We start from the raw sequence: 15,990 nt of genomic DNA, 5'->3' as shown, positions 1-15,990 counted from the left end.
CCCGGATACTGAACATCACCACCAGAACCCACATACCAAAAACCCTGACCATCATCAGGGCTCGAAGTTTCACCAAATTTAAAATATTGATTTCCATTTGCATTTGCCTGAAATTGCCATTTAAAAGAACCACCTAAACTCGCTGTACCTTGCGTTCCTGCCGTCCAGCTCCATCCGTTCCCCATATTATTTCCAAAAATGTAATCAGGGCTGACTTGTGCATTTGCGGTTAAAACCGCAATTAAAACAACCCCTAAAACAAATAAAAATTTCCTCATGGCTTATTCCTCCAAAATTTATTTTTGTTTTTACTCCCTTCCCCACTCTTAGCCCTTGCCTTAACAATCGCTCAAGCTAAAAAATCAAACAGAAGCACGAAAACATATTCCTCCAATTCCTACATCAAAGATAAAAAAATTCCCTGTATTTGTCAAGGGATTTCTTAAAATTTTCTGCAACTTAAAAAAATTCCCACTAACCTTAACACTCTTCTGGGATGGAGAGATGGAACAAAAAAATTCACCAAAAAATCTCCTTTCCCTCTTGCTAAACTCTAAAAAATTTATTATCATTGAAAAAGGGCAAACTGCTTCAAAAACCAGCTCAACGCCCTGATAAGATAAAAATCTAAATAGGTATAAAAAATGCAAAACCCAAGGTCGCAATTTCAAACAACACAAGAAGAGAGAGAATTTTTCAACTTTGATCTCTTCAGCGAACAAAAAGAATATCAAGAAGTCAATGAAAAATTCATTGATAAAACATTTCCGAACGAAATAATTGAAAACGAACCAACTATACTTGACATCGCTTGTGGAACTGGTCTTGTGACATCAATCTTGCTTAAAAAAGTGAACGGAGCGAAATGCAAAATCATTGGCATTGACCCAAATCCAGCGTCAATTCAAATAGCAAAAAACAAATTAAAAGGATATGGCGAAACAAAAATAGAATTTTATGAATGTTACGCACAAGAAATTCTAAACCTCATTCCCCCTGAAAGCGTTGACATTGTTTATTTTTGTAATGCGATACACGAAATCCCAACCGATGAAGCAAAACAAGAATCATTAAATGCTATTGCAACCGTATTAAAACACAATGGGAAACTTTTCGTTAATTCAACCTTCACGAAAGAATCATACACGCAGGATACAGTTAAATATTGGGGCTTGCTTAAACTTTACGCCTTCCAATACCTTGGCAGAAAAAGGGATAAAAACGCTCAAACATTTGAAATACTATCCGTTGAGGACTACAGGATGAAAATTGAAAATTCAGGTCTTGTCGTTGACAAAATTGAAAGCGTAAGGGTTGAATTGAGCGAAAAGGCAATGCTCGCAATAAGCGAATATGACGCATTTATATACGGTGTCTTCATAGATATGGAAGACACTGACAAATTCACGCTTCAGCAGAAAAGCGAAGCGCTAAAATTCGCAGTGAGAAAAGTGACATCACAGGCAAAAGAAAAGGACGCAAATTTAAATCCATTCGCAAGAAACTGGATTGAGCTCTCCTGTAGAAAACCATAAAAATTGTTAACCCTTCTGGACTCCAACGAATAGATGAATAACCTTGCCATCTTTCACAAGGGCGAATCCCTCTAAATTCCCTTTACTAATGAAATGGTGCTCCCCAATTCCAACAGGAGATTTATTTACACTGCGTTCAACTTCATCAATGGATTTCAAAAACGCCTCAACTTTATCTTTAATTTGCTCCGATATGTCCGACTTTTTATTGCTCACAAACCATGTCAACATATAACTTCCAAGGATTTTTTCGCTAAGCTTCACCCATGTCTCCGGTTTATCAAACATCTCAACACCTACAACTTCCCCATTAATTACGACGACCATACCAATTTGTCCATCAACCGGCTTAATATCTTTTATCTTCTCTCTGATTTCACCGCCACTTTTAACGAACAAATCCTCGTAGCTTTCCGTTGATGAGAAAGTTCCCATCTCAAAAAGCATATTTGAAACATGATTCCAAACCGCCCCTTGATTAGAGCGATACATCCTATCTGCTTTAACGCTTGCAACCTTCTTTGCTCTCAAATTACTATCAATCAAGAAATCCCCAATCTCATAATTTCTGTATCTTCCCCATCTTCCTCTTTCAACGCATGAGACCGGTATTGGATTTTCACCTTGGGTCAGCAAAAGTGAAATGTTAACGGTTCTTGTTTGAAGCCCTCCAGCCAAAACCTCACCTTCAACAACCAAAACATTCTTCGGCTCATTAACATTTACCACAATCGTTGAAACCTCCGCTCCATCTTTTTTCTCATCAACTTTGACATATCCCTTTTGAATTGCTTCCTCAAGTAAGTCATACTCCACCGAACTTTCGCTCTCCTCAAGTATCAATGGATAGATGAAAAAGCCATCGGCAACTTTAAATGGCTCCCCTACTTTAACGCCTGAAAAAATTTCCCCTGAAACCATTGTTTTCCCTCTTTTATGTTTAACATTTTAAAATAAAGATAAATCCAATTTTGATAACTTACAAAATTTTAAAGTCATAAAAAAGGATTGAAAATCAATCAGTTTTAGAGTTAGTCTTATTCTGCGATCGCACGAGGAAATGATTTTTCCATTCTGCGAAATCCCCCGAAATTATATGTCTTCTTGCTTCTTGGACGAGCCAAAAATAAAATGCAAGATTATGGATTGAGGCAAGCTGAAGGGCAAGGATTTCATCGGCGTTGAAAAGATGTCTAAGGTAGGCACGCGTGAAGTTTTTGCAAGTATAACAATCGCACTCCGGGTCAACTGGAGAGAAATCATCTTTATAGACAGCGTTTTTTATACTGAATTTTCCATTTCTCGTATATAAAGTCGCATTTCTACCATTTCTCGTAGGTATGACACAATCAAACATATCAATCCCCCGTGAGATTGATTCAATGATATTTTCAGGTGTTCCGACCCCCATTAAATAGCGAGGTTTATTAACAGGAAGGAGCGATGCGGTAAATTCAGTTATCTGATACATCACATCAACTGGTTCTCCGACCGCAAGCCCACCGATAGCGTAACCGTCAAAGTCAAGTTTAATAAGTTCTTCAGCGCTTTTAGCTCTTATCTCGGGATAGACGCTACCTTGAACGATTCCGAAAAGAAATTGCGAATGTCCGTAAAGTGGTTCTGTCTTCTCAAATTTTTCCTTTGCTCTTTTAGCCCACTCAATCGTCAATTGATTTGATTTAAAAGCATATTCAAAGTCACACGGATAAGGTGTGCATTCATCAAGACACATCATTATATCAGAGCCCAAGACACGCTGAATTTCAATTACGCTTTCAGGTGTGAAGAAATGATACGAGCCATCAATGTGAGATTGAAACCTTACTCCCTCTTTTGTGATTTTCCTGAACTGAGCCAAGCTAAAAATTTGAAATCCACCACTATCGGTTAAAATAGCTCTTTCCCAATTCATAAACTTATGCAGACCACCTGCTTTTCGTATCACTTCAATTCCGGGTCTGAGGTAAAGATGATAGGCATTCCCAAGAATTATTTGAGCCCCAATTTCAATGAGTTCTCTTTGTTCAACCGCTTTTACAGTTGCTTGTGTTCCAACTGGCATAAAGACAGGTGTTTCAATGATTCCGTGGTCGGTGTAAATTAAACCAGCCCTGGCGGAAGTTTTGCCATCAACAGCAACGAGCTCAAACTTTAACACCTCATTTTTTGAAGTTTGTTTCAATCAACACTCTCGGTCGTCTGATGTAGTTCGTCAGCGATTTCCTCCTCGTCAAGGTCAACGATTATATCTTTCATCAAGTCATTTATGACCCAATTTGCTATCATATAGCCAACAGCAAGCCCAACGCCAAGAGCGGTTAACCCAGCCAGAAATATTTTGATTTCCTTCTTCATCTTTTTCACCCTTTTTATTTGATTTAAATTTAACCTGCCTCAACTATTTCCTGAATTTTCCCATCAACTATTTTAACAATACGATCCGACTTTTCAGCGAGCTTTTCATTGTGCGTCGCTATTATAAATGTTTGACCTGTCTTTCTGTTAAGTTCAATTATAAGTTCGTGTAGTGCCTCTGCATTTTTGCTGTCAAGATTTCCTGACGGTTCATCCGCAAGCACTATATCTGGGGAGTTCATCAAAGCTCTTGCAACCGCAACCCTTTGTTGTTCGCCTCCTGAAAGTTCAGACGGTTTATGATTGATTCTATCGGCAAGACCAACCTCTTTTAACAGTTCATAAGCTCTTTCCCTTGCTTCGTTAAAACTTTTACCACCTATCATCGCAGGCATAGCGACATTTTCAAGCGCCGTGAACTCAGGTAGAAGATGATGAAATTGAAATACGAAACCAATTTTTTGATTTCTGAATTTAGCGAGCTCAAAGTCGCTCATTTTAAATATATCAATCCCGTCAATGAAAACACGACCGTCGCTTGGTCTATCAAGCGCGCCGAGAATATGAAGCAATGTGCTCTTCCCTGCACCGGAAGCACCAACTATTGAAATTATCTCGCCCCGTTTAACTTCAAGATTTATACCTTTAAGCACATGTAATTTGACATCTTTACCAAGCGAAAAAATCTTATGTATATTTTCAGCCCTCAAAATTATATCTTTCAATTCAATCTCCGTCACGAATTTTACTTGGCTGTAATGACCTCACTTAGGTCACATTTCATTATATTTTCAACGATCTTTTGTGCGAATTCGCTTGTCTTAACTTCAATTGCCCCTTCCATCTGTCTTGCGAAATCATAAGTTACGAACTTTTGCTTTATCGTCTCTTGCATCCCGTATTCAATCAACCTCGCAACTTCCTTCCAACCTATGTATTCAAACATCATCACTCCAGAAAGTATAACCGAGCCCGGGTTAACTTTATCAAGCCCTGCATATTTCGGAGCTGTTCCGTGCGTTGCTTCAAACACAGCGTAAAAATCACTTATATTTCCGCCCGGTGCGATCCCAAGCCCGCCAACAAGAGCAGCAGCTGCGTCAGATAGATAATCACCATTTAAATTTGGCGTAGCTATCACATCATACTCGGCTGGGCGAGTTATCAACTGCTGAAACATATTATCAGCAATCCTATCCTTTATGACAATCTTGCTATCAGGTTGTTTCCCACCGTAATCCTTGTTGAGTTCTTCTTCAGTTATCACATATTCCCTGAACTCTTCAAGCGCAACCTGATATCCCCACTCACGAAAAGCTCCCTCTGTGAATTTCATTATATTCCCCTTGTGGACAAGAGTCACACTCCTTCTCCCATTTTCAATTGCATACTTTATCGCTTTTCTCACAAGTCTCTTTGAACCAAACTCAGACATCGGCTTCACACCGATCCCGGAATCTTTACGAACCTGCACCCCAAACTCTTTCTCAAGTATTTCAATCATCTTCAACGCCTCGGGCGAACCCATCTTCCATTCAATCCCAGCATAAACATCCTCCGTGTTCTCCCTGAAAATTACAACATCAACATCTTGCGGTCTTTTCATCGGGCTTGGAACACCTTCATAATACTTGACGGGTCTAACGCAAGCGTAAAGGTCAAGAACCTGTCTTAAAGTTACATTTAAACTTCTAATTCCACCTCCAACAGGTGTTGTAAGTGGTCCTTTAATTGCGATGATGTGTTCTTTAATTGCTTCAAGCGTATCATCGGGAAGCCAAACTTCACGCCCATAAACTTTGTTCGCTTTCTCCCCAGCATAAATCTCAAACCAAACCACTTTTCTTTTCCCACCATACGCTTTCTCTACTGCTGCGTCAAACACCATCCTTGCTGCACGCCAAATATCAGGTCCAGTCCCATCCCCTTCAATAAATGGAATTATTGGGTTATCAGGTACATTAAGTTTCCCATCTTTAATTGTTATTTTTTCTCCCTCTGTTGGTGGAGTTAATTTTTCATAACGCATGTTTTTTCTACCTCCGCTAATTTTTAATTTCGTTTATTTTACGCCTTATAAGTTCAGCGTATTTTGTCATCTCACCCTTGGAGTATCTCTTTATTACTGGTCTAAATTTCAACCCGTCTCCAAAATATCTCGGGATTACATGAAAATGGACATGGAAAATCCTCTGCCCTGCAACAAATCCATTGTTTGACAAAATGTTAAAACCCTCCGGCTTAGGTTCAATTCCGTTGACGATACCTTGAGCGACGATTTTAATTGCCTTTAAAATCGCCTCATATTCCCGCTCGGGAAGGTGAAGAAAATCCTCATAATGATTTCTCGGGATTACAAGAGCGTGTCCAAAATTGACTGGATTTACATCAAGTATTGAAATAGCATGCTCATTCTCATAAATTATCTCAGCTTTTTCCTTCCCTTCAATTATGCGACAGAAGACACAATCAGAGCGCAATTTTGACTCCATGACCTTTCTTAAAAAGCCCTTGAATGGAAAAATTTTTGATTGAAAAATCAAAAAAGTTATGTAACGGACAAATTTATTCATCGTAAGTTAAATTTAATCAAAGGAGACATAACAATCAACCTTAAGCGCCCCCAAGGCATCAAAATGGCAAAGGGTGTTGATAATGAAAACAAATTTTGTTATAATTAAACAAGCAAAAATAACCAACCCAGAGATAAATGAAGCTAAAAGACAAAATAAAGGAATTCATAAAGCAGGAGAAAAAGGATAGGAAACTAAGCGATGAGGAACTCTTGAAACGACAAAAGGAATTTGAAGCTGAGGCACTCCCACACATGCAATTTCTATACAACTTCGCATATCGTATGACGGGAAATGAAGAGGACGCAAAAGACCTAATACAGGAAACCTATCTTAAAGCGTTCCGATTCTGGGATAAATACGAACCAGGAACAAACATAAAAGCGTGGTTGTTTAAGATAATGAAAAATTCTTACATCAATAAATATCGTAAAGCGACGAAAGAGCCAAGTAAAGTTGATTACGATGAGGTTCAAAACTTCTACGAAACGGTTAGAGATGAATCATTTGAAACATCCGACTTACAAGAACATATCTTTGAAAATATATTTGAAGACGAAGTTATAGAGGCGCTTGCAAAATTACCAGAGGAATTTAGAACAGTTGTTATACTTGCTGATATTGAAGGTCAAAGCTATGAAGAAATAGCCGAGTTCCTTGATATTCCAATTGGAACAGTGAGATCACGACTTCACAGAGGCAGAAAGATGTTGCGGAAAAATCTTTTTGAATTTGCGAAACGTAAGGGATATATAAAAGGAAAGCCCGAGGATTATGATTTAAAAGACCCTGATAAAGATTAAAAAATTAAACTTTGGCCTTGCCATGGACTGCAGGCAAACAAGGGAAGTGTTAAGCGCCCTTGTTGATAATCAAATTGATGAAACAACAAAACGAGAAGCAGAAGAGCACATATGGCGCTGTGCAACTTGCAGAACTGAATTTGAACTTGAAAAAAAGACAAAAGATTTGATCAGAACAAAAGTAAAACTGATTAACATTCCTCAAGAACTCGTCCAAAACATCCTCACCCAAATCAGGACAATCCAAGATGGTTATGAATCAAGTGTAAAATTTAAAACAGAACCGAATCAGAAAGTCAAACCTTGGCTTGAAATTGCTTTTTCAGTTGGGGTTGCGCTTGTCGTGATATCGCTTTCTCTCGTGCTCGTAACAGTTTACGAGAATAAGATGGCACAAAAAGAGATAATAGCAAAAGAAGTTTCAGGGATATTAAGCCATTTTGATTCAATTGCTAATGGACTTGTAAAACCAGAGATAATCTCCGATGACCCAAGCATAATCACAAACCAGGTTTATTCAAAAGTTGAATTCACGCCCTGGGTAATGCAGATTCCAAATTTTAAGATTGTCGGTGCTTCTTTCAACGCCCAACATTCAAACTCCAAAGTTGAAAAATGTTTAAGTTTAATTTATCGCAGTGGGGACAAGCTGATTTTCCTACATCAAGTTCCATTGCATCGGGCTACGATTCATGACGATGTAAAAAAGAGGATTTCAAAAGGCGAATGGATTTATGACACCATCGGGGATGATTCTTTTGCCATTTGGGGAACTGGGGAACTTTTGTGTTGCGCTGTCTCAAATCTTTCAAGGGAAGAACTTGAGAAAGTTCTAAAACAAAGTTGGTAAATTCATGCGAAAAATTTTATTACTTTTTTCCCTCTTCCTTCTAATTTCCTGCTCAAAAAAAGAAAACAAACCACAAACCACATCACAACACCCCGAAATTTTCACACTCACAAAAATTGAACAAAATGAGAAAGGAAAACCTCCAAACTTTTACTGGCAAACTCAACAAGGCGAAAAAAATTTCTATGAACTTTCAAAAGGCAAAATTATACTCCTGAACTTTTGGGCTACTTGGTGTGGTCCATGCGTTAAAGAAATACCTGACCTCATCAAAATTAAAAGTGAACTCAGCGATAAAAACTTTGAAATAATAGGTGTTTCAATTGACAAAACAGCATCACCAGTTGCTGAGTTCGCAAAAAATGTCGGCATAAACTACATTTTAATCCATGACCCTGAGGCAAAACTCCTTGACGCATTTGGAGGTAGCGTTGGAATACCGATAACCTTCTTGATTGATAAGGACGGGAAAATCGTGTCAAAGTATCTCGGGGCAAGGACGAAAGAGGTGTTTATGAAAGACATTGAAAAAATACTCAAATAAAAGTGGGACTTTGAAATGAGAATAAAAAAAATCCTCCTTCCAACCGACTTATCCAGTGCATCAATTTCTGCATTTGAATACGCAAAATCCCTTGCCGAAAAATACGGCGCAACTATCTATGTTCTCCATGTGCTTGAAAATATCCCACCAGTTCTCGCGATCCATTCGCTTGACTTAACGATTGAACGACTTGAGAAAAACATGGAGGAAAACGCAAAAAATCAACTTGAAAAAATCGTAAAAGAAAGTCTAAAGACGAAAAACAAAGTACAAACATTCATAAGGAAAGGCGTCGTTGATCATGAAATAGTTAAATTTGCAGAGGAAAAGAAAGTTGACTTGATCGTCATGGGCACACACGGTCGCACAGGAATTGAACTCACAATCCTCGGAAGCATAGCTGAAAAGGTCGTCAGAAAAGCGAAATGTCCTGTTTTAACAGTTAAACCAAGAAAATAAAATCGGGGGAAATATGTCCCTGCAAAACCTCATATTTTTGATAATATTCGCACTTTCAATATCAACATTTTTATTCAACGCACGAAGATTACTCACCTACCTTAAAATTGGAAAACCCGAGGACAGATTTGATAATCCAACTGAAAGATTGAAAAGGGTTTTTACAATCGCTTTCGGTCAAAAGAAACTTTTAAGGGAATTCGTCGCCGGATGGATGCACTTCTTTATATTTTGGGGATTCGTAATCCTGCTCACAGCTATTCTTGATGCCATACTTGAGGGTTTGTTCAGCGTTAATTTATCGGTTATCGGTGGATTTTATAGATATATTGCTTTCTTTCAGGATTTGATGGGATTACTTGTGATTTTATCAATCATAATCGCACTTTATAGAAGATACATTCAAAGACCGAAGCGACTTCAAGTTGAGAAAACATCAAAAATTGACGCAACGGTTATACTTTTGCTTATATTCTTCATAATGTTGACGATGTTCGGCACTTATGCAACACAAATTAATCTTGGAGACGCTGAATATTACGACTTGAGATTCGTCTCCCTTGAATTTGCAAAGATATTTGACGGTTTTGGATGGGACGCGCAAAGTTCACTCCATTCAATCTTTTGGTGGGTTCACATTCTGCTTGTTCTTGGCTTTTTAAATTATCTTCCCTTTTCAAAGCATCTCCACATCATAACTTCAATTCCAAATGTTTATCTCAGTTCACTTAAACCACAAGGAAGATTAAACCCGATAAGCTTTGAGAACATTGAGAATGTTGAAAAATTCGGTGCGCTTGATGTTGATGACTTGACTTGGAAACAAATTTTTGATGGTTACACATGCACGGAATGCGGAAGGTGCACAGCCGCTTGCCCTGCAAATATAACCGGTAAGCCACTTTCACCACGAGAGATAATTGTAAGCATTAGAAAAAGAGCTTTTGAAAAAGCGCCGATATTATTAAATCTTAAACCCCAAAACGAGGATGTCCTGGGAAAAACGCTTTTATTTAACTATATCACCGAAGATGAACTTTGGGCTTGCACAACCTGTATGGCTTGCGTTCAAGAATGTCCTGTGATGATTGAACATGTTCAAACAATAATTGACATGCGAAGATACCTTGTTTTGACCGAATCAAAATTCCCATCTGAATTATCAATCACTTTCAGAAATCTTGAAAATAATTTCACTCCTTGGGCGTTCAGTCACTCAACACGCGGGGACTGGGCACAGGGTCTTGATATCAAAACATTAGCCGAGGACAGCAATGTTGAATACTTGCTCTGGGTTGGGTGCGCTGGCTCATTTGATGCAAGGTATAAAAAAGTAGCAATCTCAGTGGCAAAACTTTTGAAAATTGCGGGGGTAAGCTTCGGAATCCTTGGAAATGAAGAAAAATGCACAGGTGACCCAGCAAGAAGAGCCGGAAATGAATACCTCGCACAAATGTTGATCCAGGAAAACATACAAACCTTCTCAAAATATAATGTCAAAAAAATCATCACAATTTGTCCCCATTGCTTCAACACACTCAAAAATGAATACCCGGATTTCGGTGGCAATTATGAGGTTTATCACCATGTCCAATTTCTTGAAAAACTTCTAATTGAAGGAAGATTGAAAATCTCAAAAAAACTTGATGCAAAAATAACCTATCACGACTCCTGCTATCTTGGAAGGTATAATGAAATTTATGATGCTCCGAGAGATATACTTGGCTCAATAAATGGAGTTAAACTTCTTGAGATGAAAAGATCAAGGGACAGAGGACTTTGCTGTGGTGCTGGCGGTGCAAGGATGTTTATGGAAGAGAAAATAGGAAAAAGGATAAACATTGAAAGGACCGAAGAAGCGTTAAGTTTGAACCCTGATATGATCGCTTCTGCTTGTCCATTCTGTATGACGATGTTAACAGATGGCGTTAAAGCAAAGGATGTCATTGACAAAGTCAGTGTCAAAGATGTTGCGGAAATACTTCTTGAAGTTGTTGAAGGTGGTGAAACTGTAGCATAAAAGAAGCGGGGCTTTAATGCCCCGCTTTTACTAAACCGGCGTTACCTCACTTTGCAACCAAACGGTTGCAAACAAACGCTTCCCGATCTCCGGCTCGCCTTCCAAATCAGATGGATTTATCAAAACTTCAAGTTTAAATGGGCTCGTATCAACATAAAGCCAATAAACTTCCTCACCAGTCCATTCGTTTTTTATCTTCTTAAAGTCAACTATATCACCCAAAAGCCCGTAGACAACCGGAGGGATATTCTCCATCTGTTGAATTTGTGCTGTTTGAACGAAGAAGTTTGACATCATTGACCCTTCTGCCATATCTTCCGTCTCAATATATCTTCTCGGTGGAAGGATTTCACCATTATACGCTAACCCAACTGGAACGACTTGATATTTCTCAGCCATTGGGGGAAGAAATGAAGCGCATTGTACAAAATTTGAAATATAAAGCTCAACAGGCGTTCCCGTTTCCTCATCCACCCCGTAAAGATAAAATTTCCATTCATCTTCAACATCTTGATAAAGTTCGCAGTCCTTCAAAATAACTGAATGCTCTTTTGAACCATAAAAACAAGGTGCAACATCAACTATCTCCCAACCCTCTCCCGTATGTGCAAGATTTACATTGAAAACTATACCATGCCCTGCATTTAAAGTATAACCAGCAAGCTGGATTTTCTGAAACACCCCAACAGAGTCGCTAAACTCCTTATCTCCAATGGTATTTTCAACAAGCTCTACAAGGTCTTTTTGCGTTTCAACTTTAAATCCAACTGATGAAAAAATTGAACCCATAGCAATTTAACCAATTAAATTTTTAATGCCTTTCTTGAAGGAAGGAAATGCCCAAGAAAAACAGCCCGCATCGCCTTCCTTTGCAATAATATAACAAAAATTCTTTTAAAAGCAAGAGCCCGATAACTTGAATTTCAAGTTTAACATTTTTATTTTTCAACTAAATTCTAAAAAACTTGAATTTGATTGATGAGAAAAATTAGGGACTTTTTGTTCTCACTTAAGCTCTGGGTGGAAAACTTCGCCGACAAACCTTACGCTGGAATTGCTCTTTTCATAATTGCATTCGCTGAATCCTCCTTCTTCCCCATTCCGCCGGATGTTTTACTAATAGCAATCGCCCTTTTAAAGCCACGGTTATCTTTCAGATATGCCCTCATTTGTTCAATCGGTTCAGTGCTTGGTGGAATGTTCGGTTATTTGATCGGTTTCCAATTTTACGAATTGATCGGCAAAAAAATAATTGAATTCTATCAATTGCAACAACAATACGATGCCGTTAAAGTTATGTATGATAAAAACGCATTCGTTGCAATAGCAATCGCTGGCTTTACACCTATACCTTATAAGGTCTTCACAATTGCAGCAGGCGCCTTTCAAGTAAGTTTTCCAACCCTTGTCGTAGCATCGGCGCTTAGTAGACCTGCGAGATTCTTCCTCGTCGGTGGATTGATTTATTCCTTCGGTCCTAGGGTTAAAACATTCATTGATAAATACTTTGATTGGCTTACCATTGCATTTGTAATTTTATTGATCCTTGGCTTTGTTTTAATTAAATACCTATAAAAAGATGCCAGGAAATGTCAGCTTGGAAAGGGCTATATCAAAACTTGGCTGGGCTTCAAGAAAAGAAGCAAGGGAAATGATAATTCAGGGAAAAGTCAGCGTAAATGGCAAAGTCATAACCAACCCGTCTTTCAGAGTTGACATCAAGAAAGATAAAATCGCAATTGATGGCGAAATCATTAAGCCGAAAAGAAAAATTTATATCATACTAAATAAACCCAAAGGCGTTGTCACAACAAGAAAAGACGAACTGAATAGAAAAACGATCTACGACATCGTGAAAATTGATACCTGGGTTGCCCCAGCAGGACGACTTGATATGGAAAGTTCAGGTCTTTTAATACTGACCAATGACAACAAATTTGCTGATTTCATCACAAATCCAAATTCAAAAGTTCCGAAGACATACCTTGTCAAACTTAACAAAAAGATCAAACCAGAGGATATAGTCAAGCTTAAAATCGGAATTGAGATAGATATTGATGGAAAAGTTTATAAAACATTGCCTGCAAATATCAGAGTAGTAAAGGAAAATAAAAAAACATGCTGGGTTGAAATAGAAATAGTGGAGGGGAAAAACAGACAGGTAAGAAGGATGTTTGAGAAACTTGGATATGAGGTTGAAAACCTTGTCAGAATAAAGATAGGTAACTTTGAAGACAAGGGTTTAAAGCCCGGGGAATGGAGATTTTTGAAGCGTGAGGAATTAAAACAAATTGCCTCAAGTTATTTTAAATGAAACCACTTGTAATTGGGATAGCTGGGGGAACTGGCTCTGGGAAAACAACCGTCGCAAAAAAAATCGCCTCTAAAATAGGTTTTGAAAATGTCATCATACTTGAACATGACAGCTACTACAAAGACATAACGCAGTTCCACGGCAAAAAAATTGAAGAAATAAATTTTGATCACCCCGATTCACTTGATACAAAACTTTTGATTGAACATGTCAAAAATTTAAAGGAGCGAAAACCGATTGAAGTTCCAGTTTATGACTTCACAACCTATAGACGCTTGCCAATATCAAGACATGTTGAACCAAAAGATGTCATCATAGTTGAGGGTATCCTTGTATTCGTTGAAAAGGAACTAAGAGACCTTATGGACATAAAAATTTTCGTTGACACAGATGCTGATGAAAGGGTTCTACGCAGAATAAAAAGGGATATAATTGAAAGGGGAAGGACCCTTGAATCCGTCATTAATCAATACATCACAACCGTTAAACCATCTCATCTTGAATTTGTTGAGCCAAGTAAACGCTGGGCTGACATAATAATACCAAGGGGTGGGGAAAATGAAATTGCAATTGAAATGGTCGTCTCAAGAATAAAAACAATGTTGGAGGATAAAAAATGAAAAGATTCTTAATTCTAATACCACTTTTGCTTCTCTCCTGCTCACAAAGCAAATATACTGTCATTGAGCAAAACAATGTCAAAATTATCATAGGTGAATTTCCAGCAAAAATCCTTGAAAGCGAAGATTTCAAATGGTATTCGTTGGGCTATTCAAATTTTGTAATTGAAGATACTCAAAGTTTCAACATAATAAAATCAAAAGCGAATCAATTTGATGTCTTAATTTTCCTCGGGACTTGGTGTCCCGACTCAAGAGAGCATGTCCCAAAGTTTATGAAAATTATGGACATGGCTGGTGTCTCAAGAGAAAATATAAAATTTATCGGTCTTGACAGGGACAAAACATTAAAGGGACTCACAGATAGATATAACATAAAACGAGTTCCAACTTTTATATTTATCAAAGATGGAAAAGAAATTGGAAGAATAGTTGAAAATCCAGAGGTAAGTTTGACTAAACATATAGCAAAAATTTTGAGTCAATTACCATGACGTGGTTGTCAATTCTGCCTCCTATTTCAGCGATAATTCTCGCTTTGATAACAAGACAGGTTTATCTTTCACTTTTCTTCGGGATATGGCTTGGATGGACGATACTTTCGGACTGGAATCCTCTTTTGGGTCTGATAAATTCAATTGAAGCGATAATAAATGTCTTCAAGGAATCAAGCAATACAAAAGTGATAATTTTCAGCGCATTGATAGGTGCACTGATTGCATTGACACAACGATCTGGTGGCGTTCAAGGATTTGTGAATTTAATTTTAAATCGTGGCTTTATAAAGTCAAGGAAAATGGCTCAAATTTTCGCCTGGGCAATTGGAATGAGCATATTTGTTGAGTCAAGTATAACTTGCCTTGTGACTGGAGCGGTTTCAAGACCGATTTTTGATAAATTGAAAATTTCAAGGGAAAAACTCGCTTATATTTGCGATTCAACCTCAGCACCGGTTTGCATTATGATTCCTCTAAACGCTTGGGGGGCGTATGTTCTCGGGTTATTATCTCAAGCTGATGTCAAAAATGAAATCTCAATCTTTATTTCATCAATACCGCTTAACTTTTACGCGATCTTCTCAATAGCCCTTGTCGTTTTCACTGCCATTACGGGAATTGATTATGGACCTATGAAAAAAGCAGAGTTAAGAGCTATCCGTGAAGGCAAAGTCATAGCCGATGAAGCTATGCCACTTGTCTCTGAAGAAGTCATAAATATCCAACCCAAAGACAAAGTTAAACCAAGAGCATTGAATATGATAGTCCCGATTTTGACAATGATTCTTATGATGCCGATCGGACTTTATATAACTGGAAATGGGAATTTAACAAGCGGTTCTGGCTCAACATCAGTGCTTTGGGCTGTTTTGACTTCAATTTTCGTCGCAGGGATATTGTATAAATTTCAAAAGATTTTAACCATAAGAGAGACGATTGAACTTACGCTCAAGGGAATGGGTGGTTTAATCCCATTGGCTGTCTTAATGACATTCGCCTTTGCCATTGGATCGGTCTGTAAAGAACTCAAAACTGGTGAATATGTCGCTCAAATTGCAAGTAAATTTCTAAAACCATCCCTTCTCCCAAGCGTTGTGTTTCTTACATCCTGTATCATTTCATTCTCAACAGGAACAAGTTGGGGAACTTTTGCTATAATGATACCCATTGCGATCCCATCAGCTATAGCTATGAATTCAAACTTACCTCTCGTCCTTGCGAGCGTTTTAAGCGGTGGCGTATTCGGCGACCACTGTTCTCCAATTTCGGATACAACAATAGTTTCATCAATGGCTTCCGCTTGCGATCACCTTGACCATGTCAAGACACAGTTACCATATGCACTTACAGCAGCTGGACTTGCTTTTACATTCTTTATCATCTTTGGTTTCATTTTAAAAACTAATTAAATGCGAAA

19 protein-coding genes are annotated in these 15,990 nt (G+C 38.1%); 11 read left to right on the top strand and 8 right to left on the bottom strand.

Annotated elements, in window-relative coordinates:
• Positions 1-278 (bottom strand): hypothetical protein (locus tag FKZ43_RS09830; protein ID WP_140945718.1); only part of this gene is annotated, 278 nt, incomplete at its 3' end.
• 366 nt (positions 279-644) lie between these two features.
• Between FKZ43_RS09830 and FKZ43_RS09825 the strand changes: the two genes are divergently transcribed.
• The gene (locus tag FKZ43_RS09825; RefSeq protein ID WP_140945717.1) at positions 645-1,535 is read left to right on the top strand and encodes a class I SAM-dependent methyltransferase; all 891 of its coding nucleotides are present in this window, start codon (positions 645-647) and stop codon (positions 1,533-1,535) included.
• A gap of 6 nt (positions 1,536-1,541) precedes the next feature.
• Here FKZ43_RS09825 and FKZ43_RS09820 read toward each other — a convergent pair whose 3' ends face one another.
• The 6 genes from FKZ43_RS09820 to FKZ43_RS09800 all read right to left on the bottom strand — a co-directional run bounded on the left by FKZ43_RS09820 (position 1,542) and on the right by FKZ43_RS09800 (position 6,385).
• Positions 1,542-2,456 carry an ARPP-1 family domain-containing protein gene (locus FKZ43_RS09820; RefSeq protein ID WP_140945716.1) on the bottom strand — a complete coding sequence of 305 codons (915 nt, stop codon included), beginning with the start codon at positions 2,454-2,456 and terminating at the stop codon, positions 1,542-1,544.
• Positions 2,457-2,550: 94 nt separating this feature from the next.
• Complete coding sequence (tgt, locus tag FKZ43_RS09815; RefSeq protein ID WP_235894741.1) at positions 2,551-3,720, bottom strand: tRNA guanosine(34) transglycosylase Tgt; 1,170 nt, start codon at positions 3,718-3,720, stop codon at positions 2,551-2,553.
• Entirely contained in the window at positions 3,717-3,893 is a 177-nt protein-coding gene (locus FKZ43_RS11505) for a hypothetical protein (RefSeq protein WP_181180336.1), read from the bottom strand. The genes tgt and FKZ43_RS11505 overlap by 4 nt, the downstream gene beginning before the upstream one ends.
• Positions 3,894-3,922: 29 nt before the next feature.
• Positions 3,923-4,618, bottom strand: coding sequence for a lipoprotein-releasing ABC transporter ATP-binding protein LolD (gene lolD / locus FKZ43_RS09810; RefSeq protein ID WP_419951034.1), 696 nt, complete (start codon positions 4,616-4,618; stop codon positions 3,923-3,925).
• A 20-nt stretch (positions 4,619-4,638) separates the two neighbouring features.
• Positions 4,639-5,922: an isocitrate dehydrogenase (NADP(+)) gene (gene icd, locus FKZ43_RS09805; RefSeq protein ID WP_140945715.1), complete on the bottom strand. Its 1,284-nt coding sequence runs from the start codon at positions 5,920-5,922 to the stop codon at positions 4,639-4,641.
• A 16-nt stretch (positions 5,923-5,938) separates the two neighbouring features.
• Positions 5,939-6,385, bottom strand: coding sequence for an HIT family protein (locus tag FKZ43_RS09800; RefSeq protein WP_181180335.1), 447 nt, complete (start codon positions 6,383-6,385; stop codon positions 5,939-5,941).
• A gap of 218 nt (positions 6,386-6,603) precedes the next feature.
• Between FKZ43_RS09800 and FKZ43_RS09795 the strand changes: the two genes are divergently transcribed.
• From FKZ43_RS09795 to FKZ43_RS09775, 5 genes are read left to right on the top strand one after another with little or no spacing between them, the layout of a single operon-like run.
• Positions 6,604-7,269, top strand: a complete 666-nt coding sequence (locus FKZ43_RS09795) for a sigma-70 family RNA polymerase sigma factor (RefSeq protein ID WP_140945713.1) — start codon at positions 6,604-6,606, stop codon at positions 7,267-7,269.
• 22 nt (positions 7,270-7,291) lie between these two features.
• Positions 7,292-8,119 (top strand): anti-sigma factor family protein, encoded by an 828-nt coding sequence (locus FKZ43_RS09790; RefSeq protein ID WP_140945712.1) that lies wholly within the window; start codon positions 7,292-7,294, stop codon positions 8,117-8,119.
• Positions 8,120-8,123: 4 nt separating this feature from the next.
• Positions 8,124-8,663 carry a TlpA family protein disulfide reductase gene (locus FKZ43_RS09785; protein WP_140945711.1) on the top strand — a complete coding sequence of 180 codons (540 nt, stop codon included), beginning with the start codon at positions 8,124-8,126 and terminating at the stop codon, positions 8,661-8,663.
• A 15-nt stretch (positions 8,664-8,678) separates the two neighbouring features.
• Positions 8,679-9,122 carry a universal stress protein gene (locus FKZ43_RS09780; RefSeq protein WP_140945710.1) on the top strand — a complete coding sequence of 148 codons (444 nt, stop codon included), beginning with the start codon at positions 8,679-8,681 and terminating at the stop codon, positions 9,120-9,122.
• Positions 9,123-9,135: 13 nt separating this feature from the next.
• The gene (locus FKZ43_RS09775) at positions 9,136-11,142 is read left to right on the top strand and encodes a heterodisulfide reductase-related iron-sulfur binding cluster (RefSeq protein WP_140945709.1); all 2,007 of its coding nucleotides are present in this window, start codon (positions 9,136-9,138) and stop codon (positions 11,140-11,142) included.
• A 30-nt stretch (positions 11,143-11,172) separates the two neighbouring features.
• On the opposite strand, the gene FKZ43_RS09770 is transcribed toward FKZ43_RS09775, so the two are convergent.
• Positions 11,173-11,931: a DUF3881 family protein gene (locus tag FKZ43_RS09770; RefSeq protein ID WP_140945708.1), complete on the bottom strand. Its 759-nt coding sequence runs from the start codon at positions 11,929-11,931 to the stop codon at positions 11,173-11,175.
• Positions 11,932-12,120: 189 nt separating this feature from the next.
• Between FKZ43_RS09770 and FKZ43_RS09765 the strand changes: the two genes are divergently transcribed.
• The 5 genes from FKZ43_RS09765 to FKZ43_RS09745 are packed head-to-tail and all read left to right on the top strand — an operon-like array spanning position 12,121 to position 15,982.
• Positions 12,121-12,717: a YqaA family protein gene (locus FKZ43_RS09765; protein ID WP_140945707.1), complete on the top strand. Its 597-nt coding sequence runs from the start codon at positions 12,121-12,123 to the stop codon at positions 12,715-12,717.
• A 4-nt stretch (positions 12,718-12,721) separates the two neighbouring features.
• Positions 12,722-13,456: a pseudouridine synthase gene (locus FKZ43_RS09760; RefSeq protein ID WP_140945706.1), complete on the top strand. Its 735-nt coding sequence runs from the start codon at positions 12,722-12,724 to the stop codon at positions 13,454-13,456.
• Entirely contained in the window at positions 13,453-14,076 is a 624-nt protein-coding gene (udk, locus tag FKZ43_RS09755; RefSeq protein WP_140945705.1) for a uridine kinase, read from the top strand. Before FKZ43_RS09760 ends, udk begins: the two co-directional genes overlap by 4 nt.
• Positions 14,073-14,570, top strand: coding sequence for a thioredoxin family protein (locus tag FKZ43_RS09750; RefSeq protein ID WP_140945704.1), 498 nt, complete (start codon positions 14,073-14,075; stop codon positions 14,568-14,570). Before udk ends, FKZ43_RS09750 begins: the two co-directional genes overlap by 4 nt.
• Positions 14,567-15,982, top strand: a complete 1,416-nt coding sequence (locus FKZ43_RS09745) for a Na+/H+ antiporter NhaC family protein (protein WP_181180334.1) — start codon at positions 14,567-14,569, stop codon at positions 15,980-15,982. Before FKZ43_RS09750 ends, FKZ43_RS09745 begins: the two co-directional genes overlap by 4 nt.
• The last annotated feature ends 8 nt before the right edge of the window (positions 15,983-15,990 follow it).

This window comes from Candidatus Thermokryptus mobilis (assembly GCF_900070205.1).
GTDB classification, from domain to species: Bacteria; Bacteroidota; Ignavibacteria; order Kryptoniales; family Kryptoniaceae; genus Kryptonium; species Kryptonium mobile.
This window is presented reverse-complemented; position numbering and strand designations above follow the sequence as displayed.

Excerpts from the sequence above, each read along its gene's own strand:
- FKZ43_RS09825 (WP_140945717.1), top strand. The coding sequence starts at position 645 with ATGCAAAACCCAAGGTCGCAATTTCAAACAACACAAGAAGAGAGAGAA.
- FKZ43_RS09820 (WP_140945716.1), bottom strand. The coding sequence starts at position 2,456 with ATGGTTTCAGGGGAAATTTTTTCAGGCGTTAAAGTAGGGGAGCCATTT.
- FKZ43_RS11505 (WP_181180336.1), bottom strand. The coding sequence starts at position 3,893 with ATGAAGAAGGAAATCAAAATATTTCTGGCTGGGTTAACCGCTCTTGGC.
- icd (WP_140945715.1), bottom strand. The coding sequence starts at position 5,922 with ATGCGTTATGAAAAATTAACTCCACCAACAGAGGGAGAAAAAATAACA.
- FKZ43_RS09800 (WP_181180335.1), bottom strand. The coding sequence starts at position 6,385 with ATGGAGTCAAAATTGCGCTCTGATTGTGTCTTCTGTCGCATAATTGAA.
- FKZ43_RS09795 (WP_140945713.1), top strand. The coding sequence starts at position 6,604 with ATGAAGCTAAAAGACAAAATAAAGGAATTCATAAAGCAGGAGAAAAAG.
- FKZ43_RS09790 (WP_140945712.1), top strand. The coding sequence starts at position 7,292 with ATGGACTGCAGGCAAACAAGGGAAGTGTTAAGCGCCCTTGTTGATAAT.
- FKZ43_RS09785 (WP_140945711.1), top strand. The coding sequence starts at position 8,124 with ATGCGAAAAATTTTATTACTTTTTTCCCTCTTCCTTCTAATTTCCTGC.
- FKZ43_RS09780 (WP_140945710.1), top strand. The coding sequence starts at position 8,679 with ATGAGAATAAAAAAAATCCTCCTTCCAACCGACTTATCCAGTGCATCA.
- FKZ43_RS09775 (WP_140945709.1), top strand. The coding sequence starts at position 9,136 with ATGTCCCTGCAAAACCTCATATTTTTGATAATATTCGCACTTTCAATA.
- FKZ43_RS09770 (WP_140945708.1), bottom strand. The coding sequence starts at position 11,931 with ATGGGTTCAATTTTTTCATCAGTTGGATTTAAAGTTGAAACGCAAAAA.
- FKZ43_RS09765 (WP_140945707.1), top strand. The coding sequence starts at position 12,121 with ATGAGAAAAATTAGGGACTTTTTGTTCTCACTTAAGCTCTGGGTGGAA.
- FKZ43_RS09760 (WP_140945706.1), top strand. The coding sequence starts at position 12,722 with ATGCCAGGAAATGTCAGCTTGGAAAGGGCTATATCAAAACTTGGCTGG.
- udk (WP_140945705.1), top strand. The coding sequence starts at position 13,453 with ATGAAACCACTTGTAATTGGGATAGCTGGGGGAACTGGCTCTGGGAAA.
- FKZ43_RS09750 (WP_140945704.1), top strand. The coding sequence starts at position 14,073 with ATGAAAAGATTCTTAATTCTAATACCACTTTTGCTTCTCTCCTGCTCA.
- FKZ43_RS09745 (WP_181180334.1), top strand. The coding sequence starts at position 14,567 with ATGACGTGGTTGTCAATTCTGCCTCCTATTTCAGCGATAATTCTCGCT.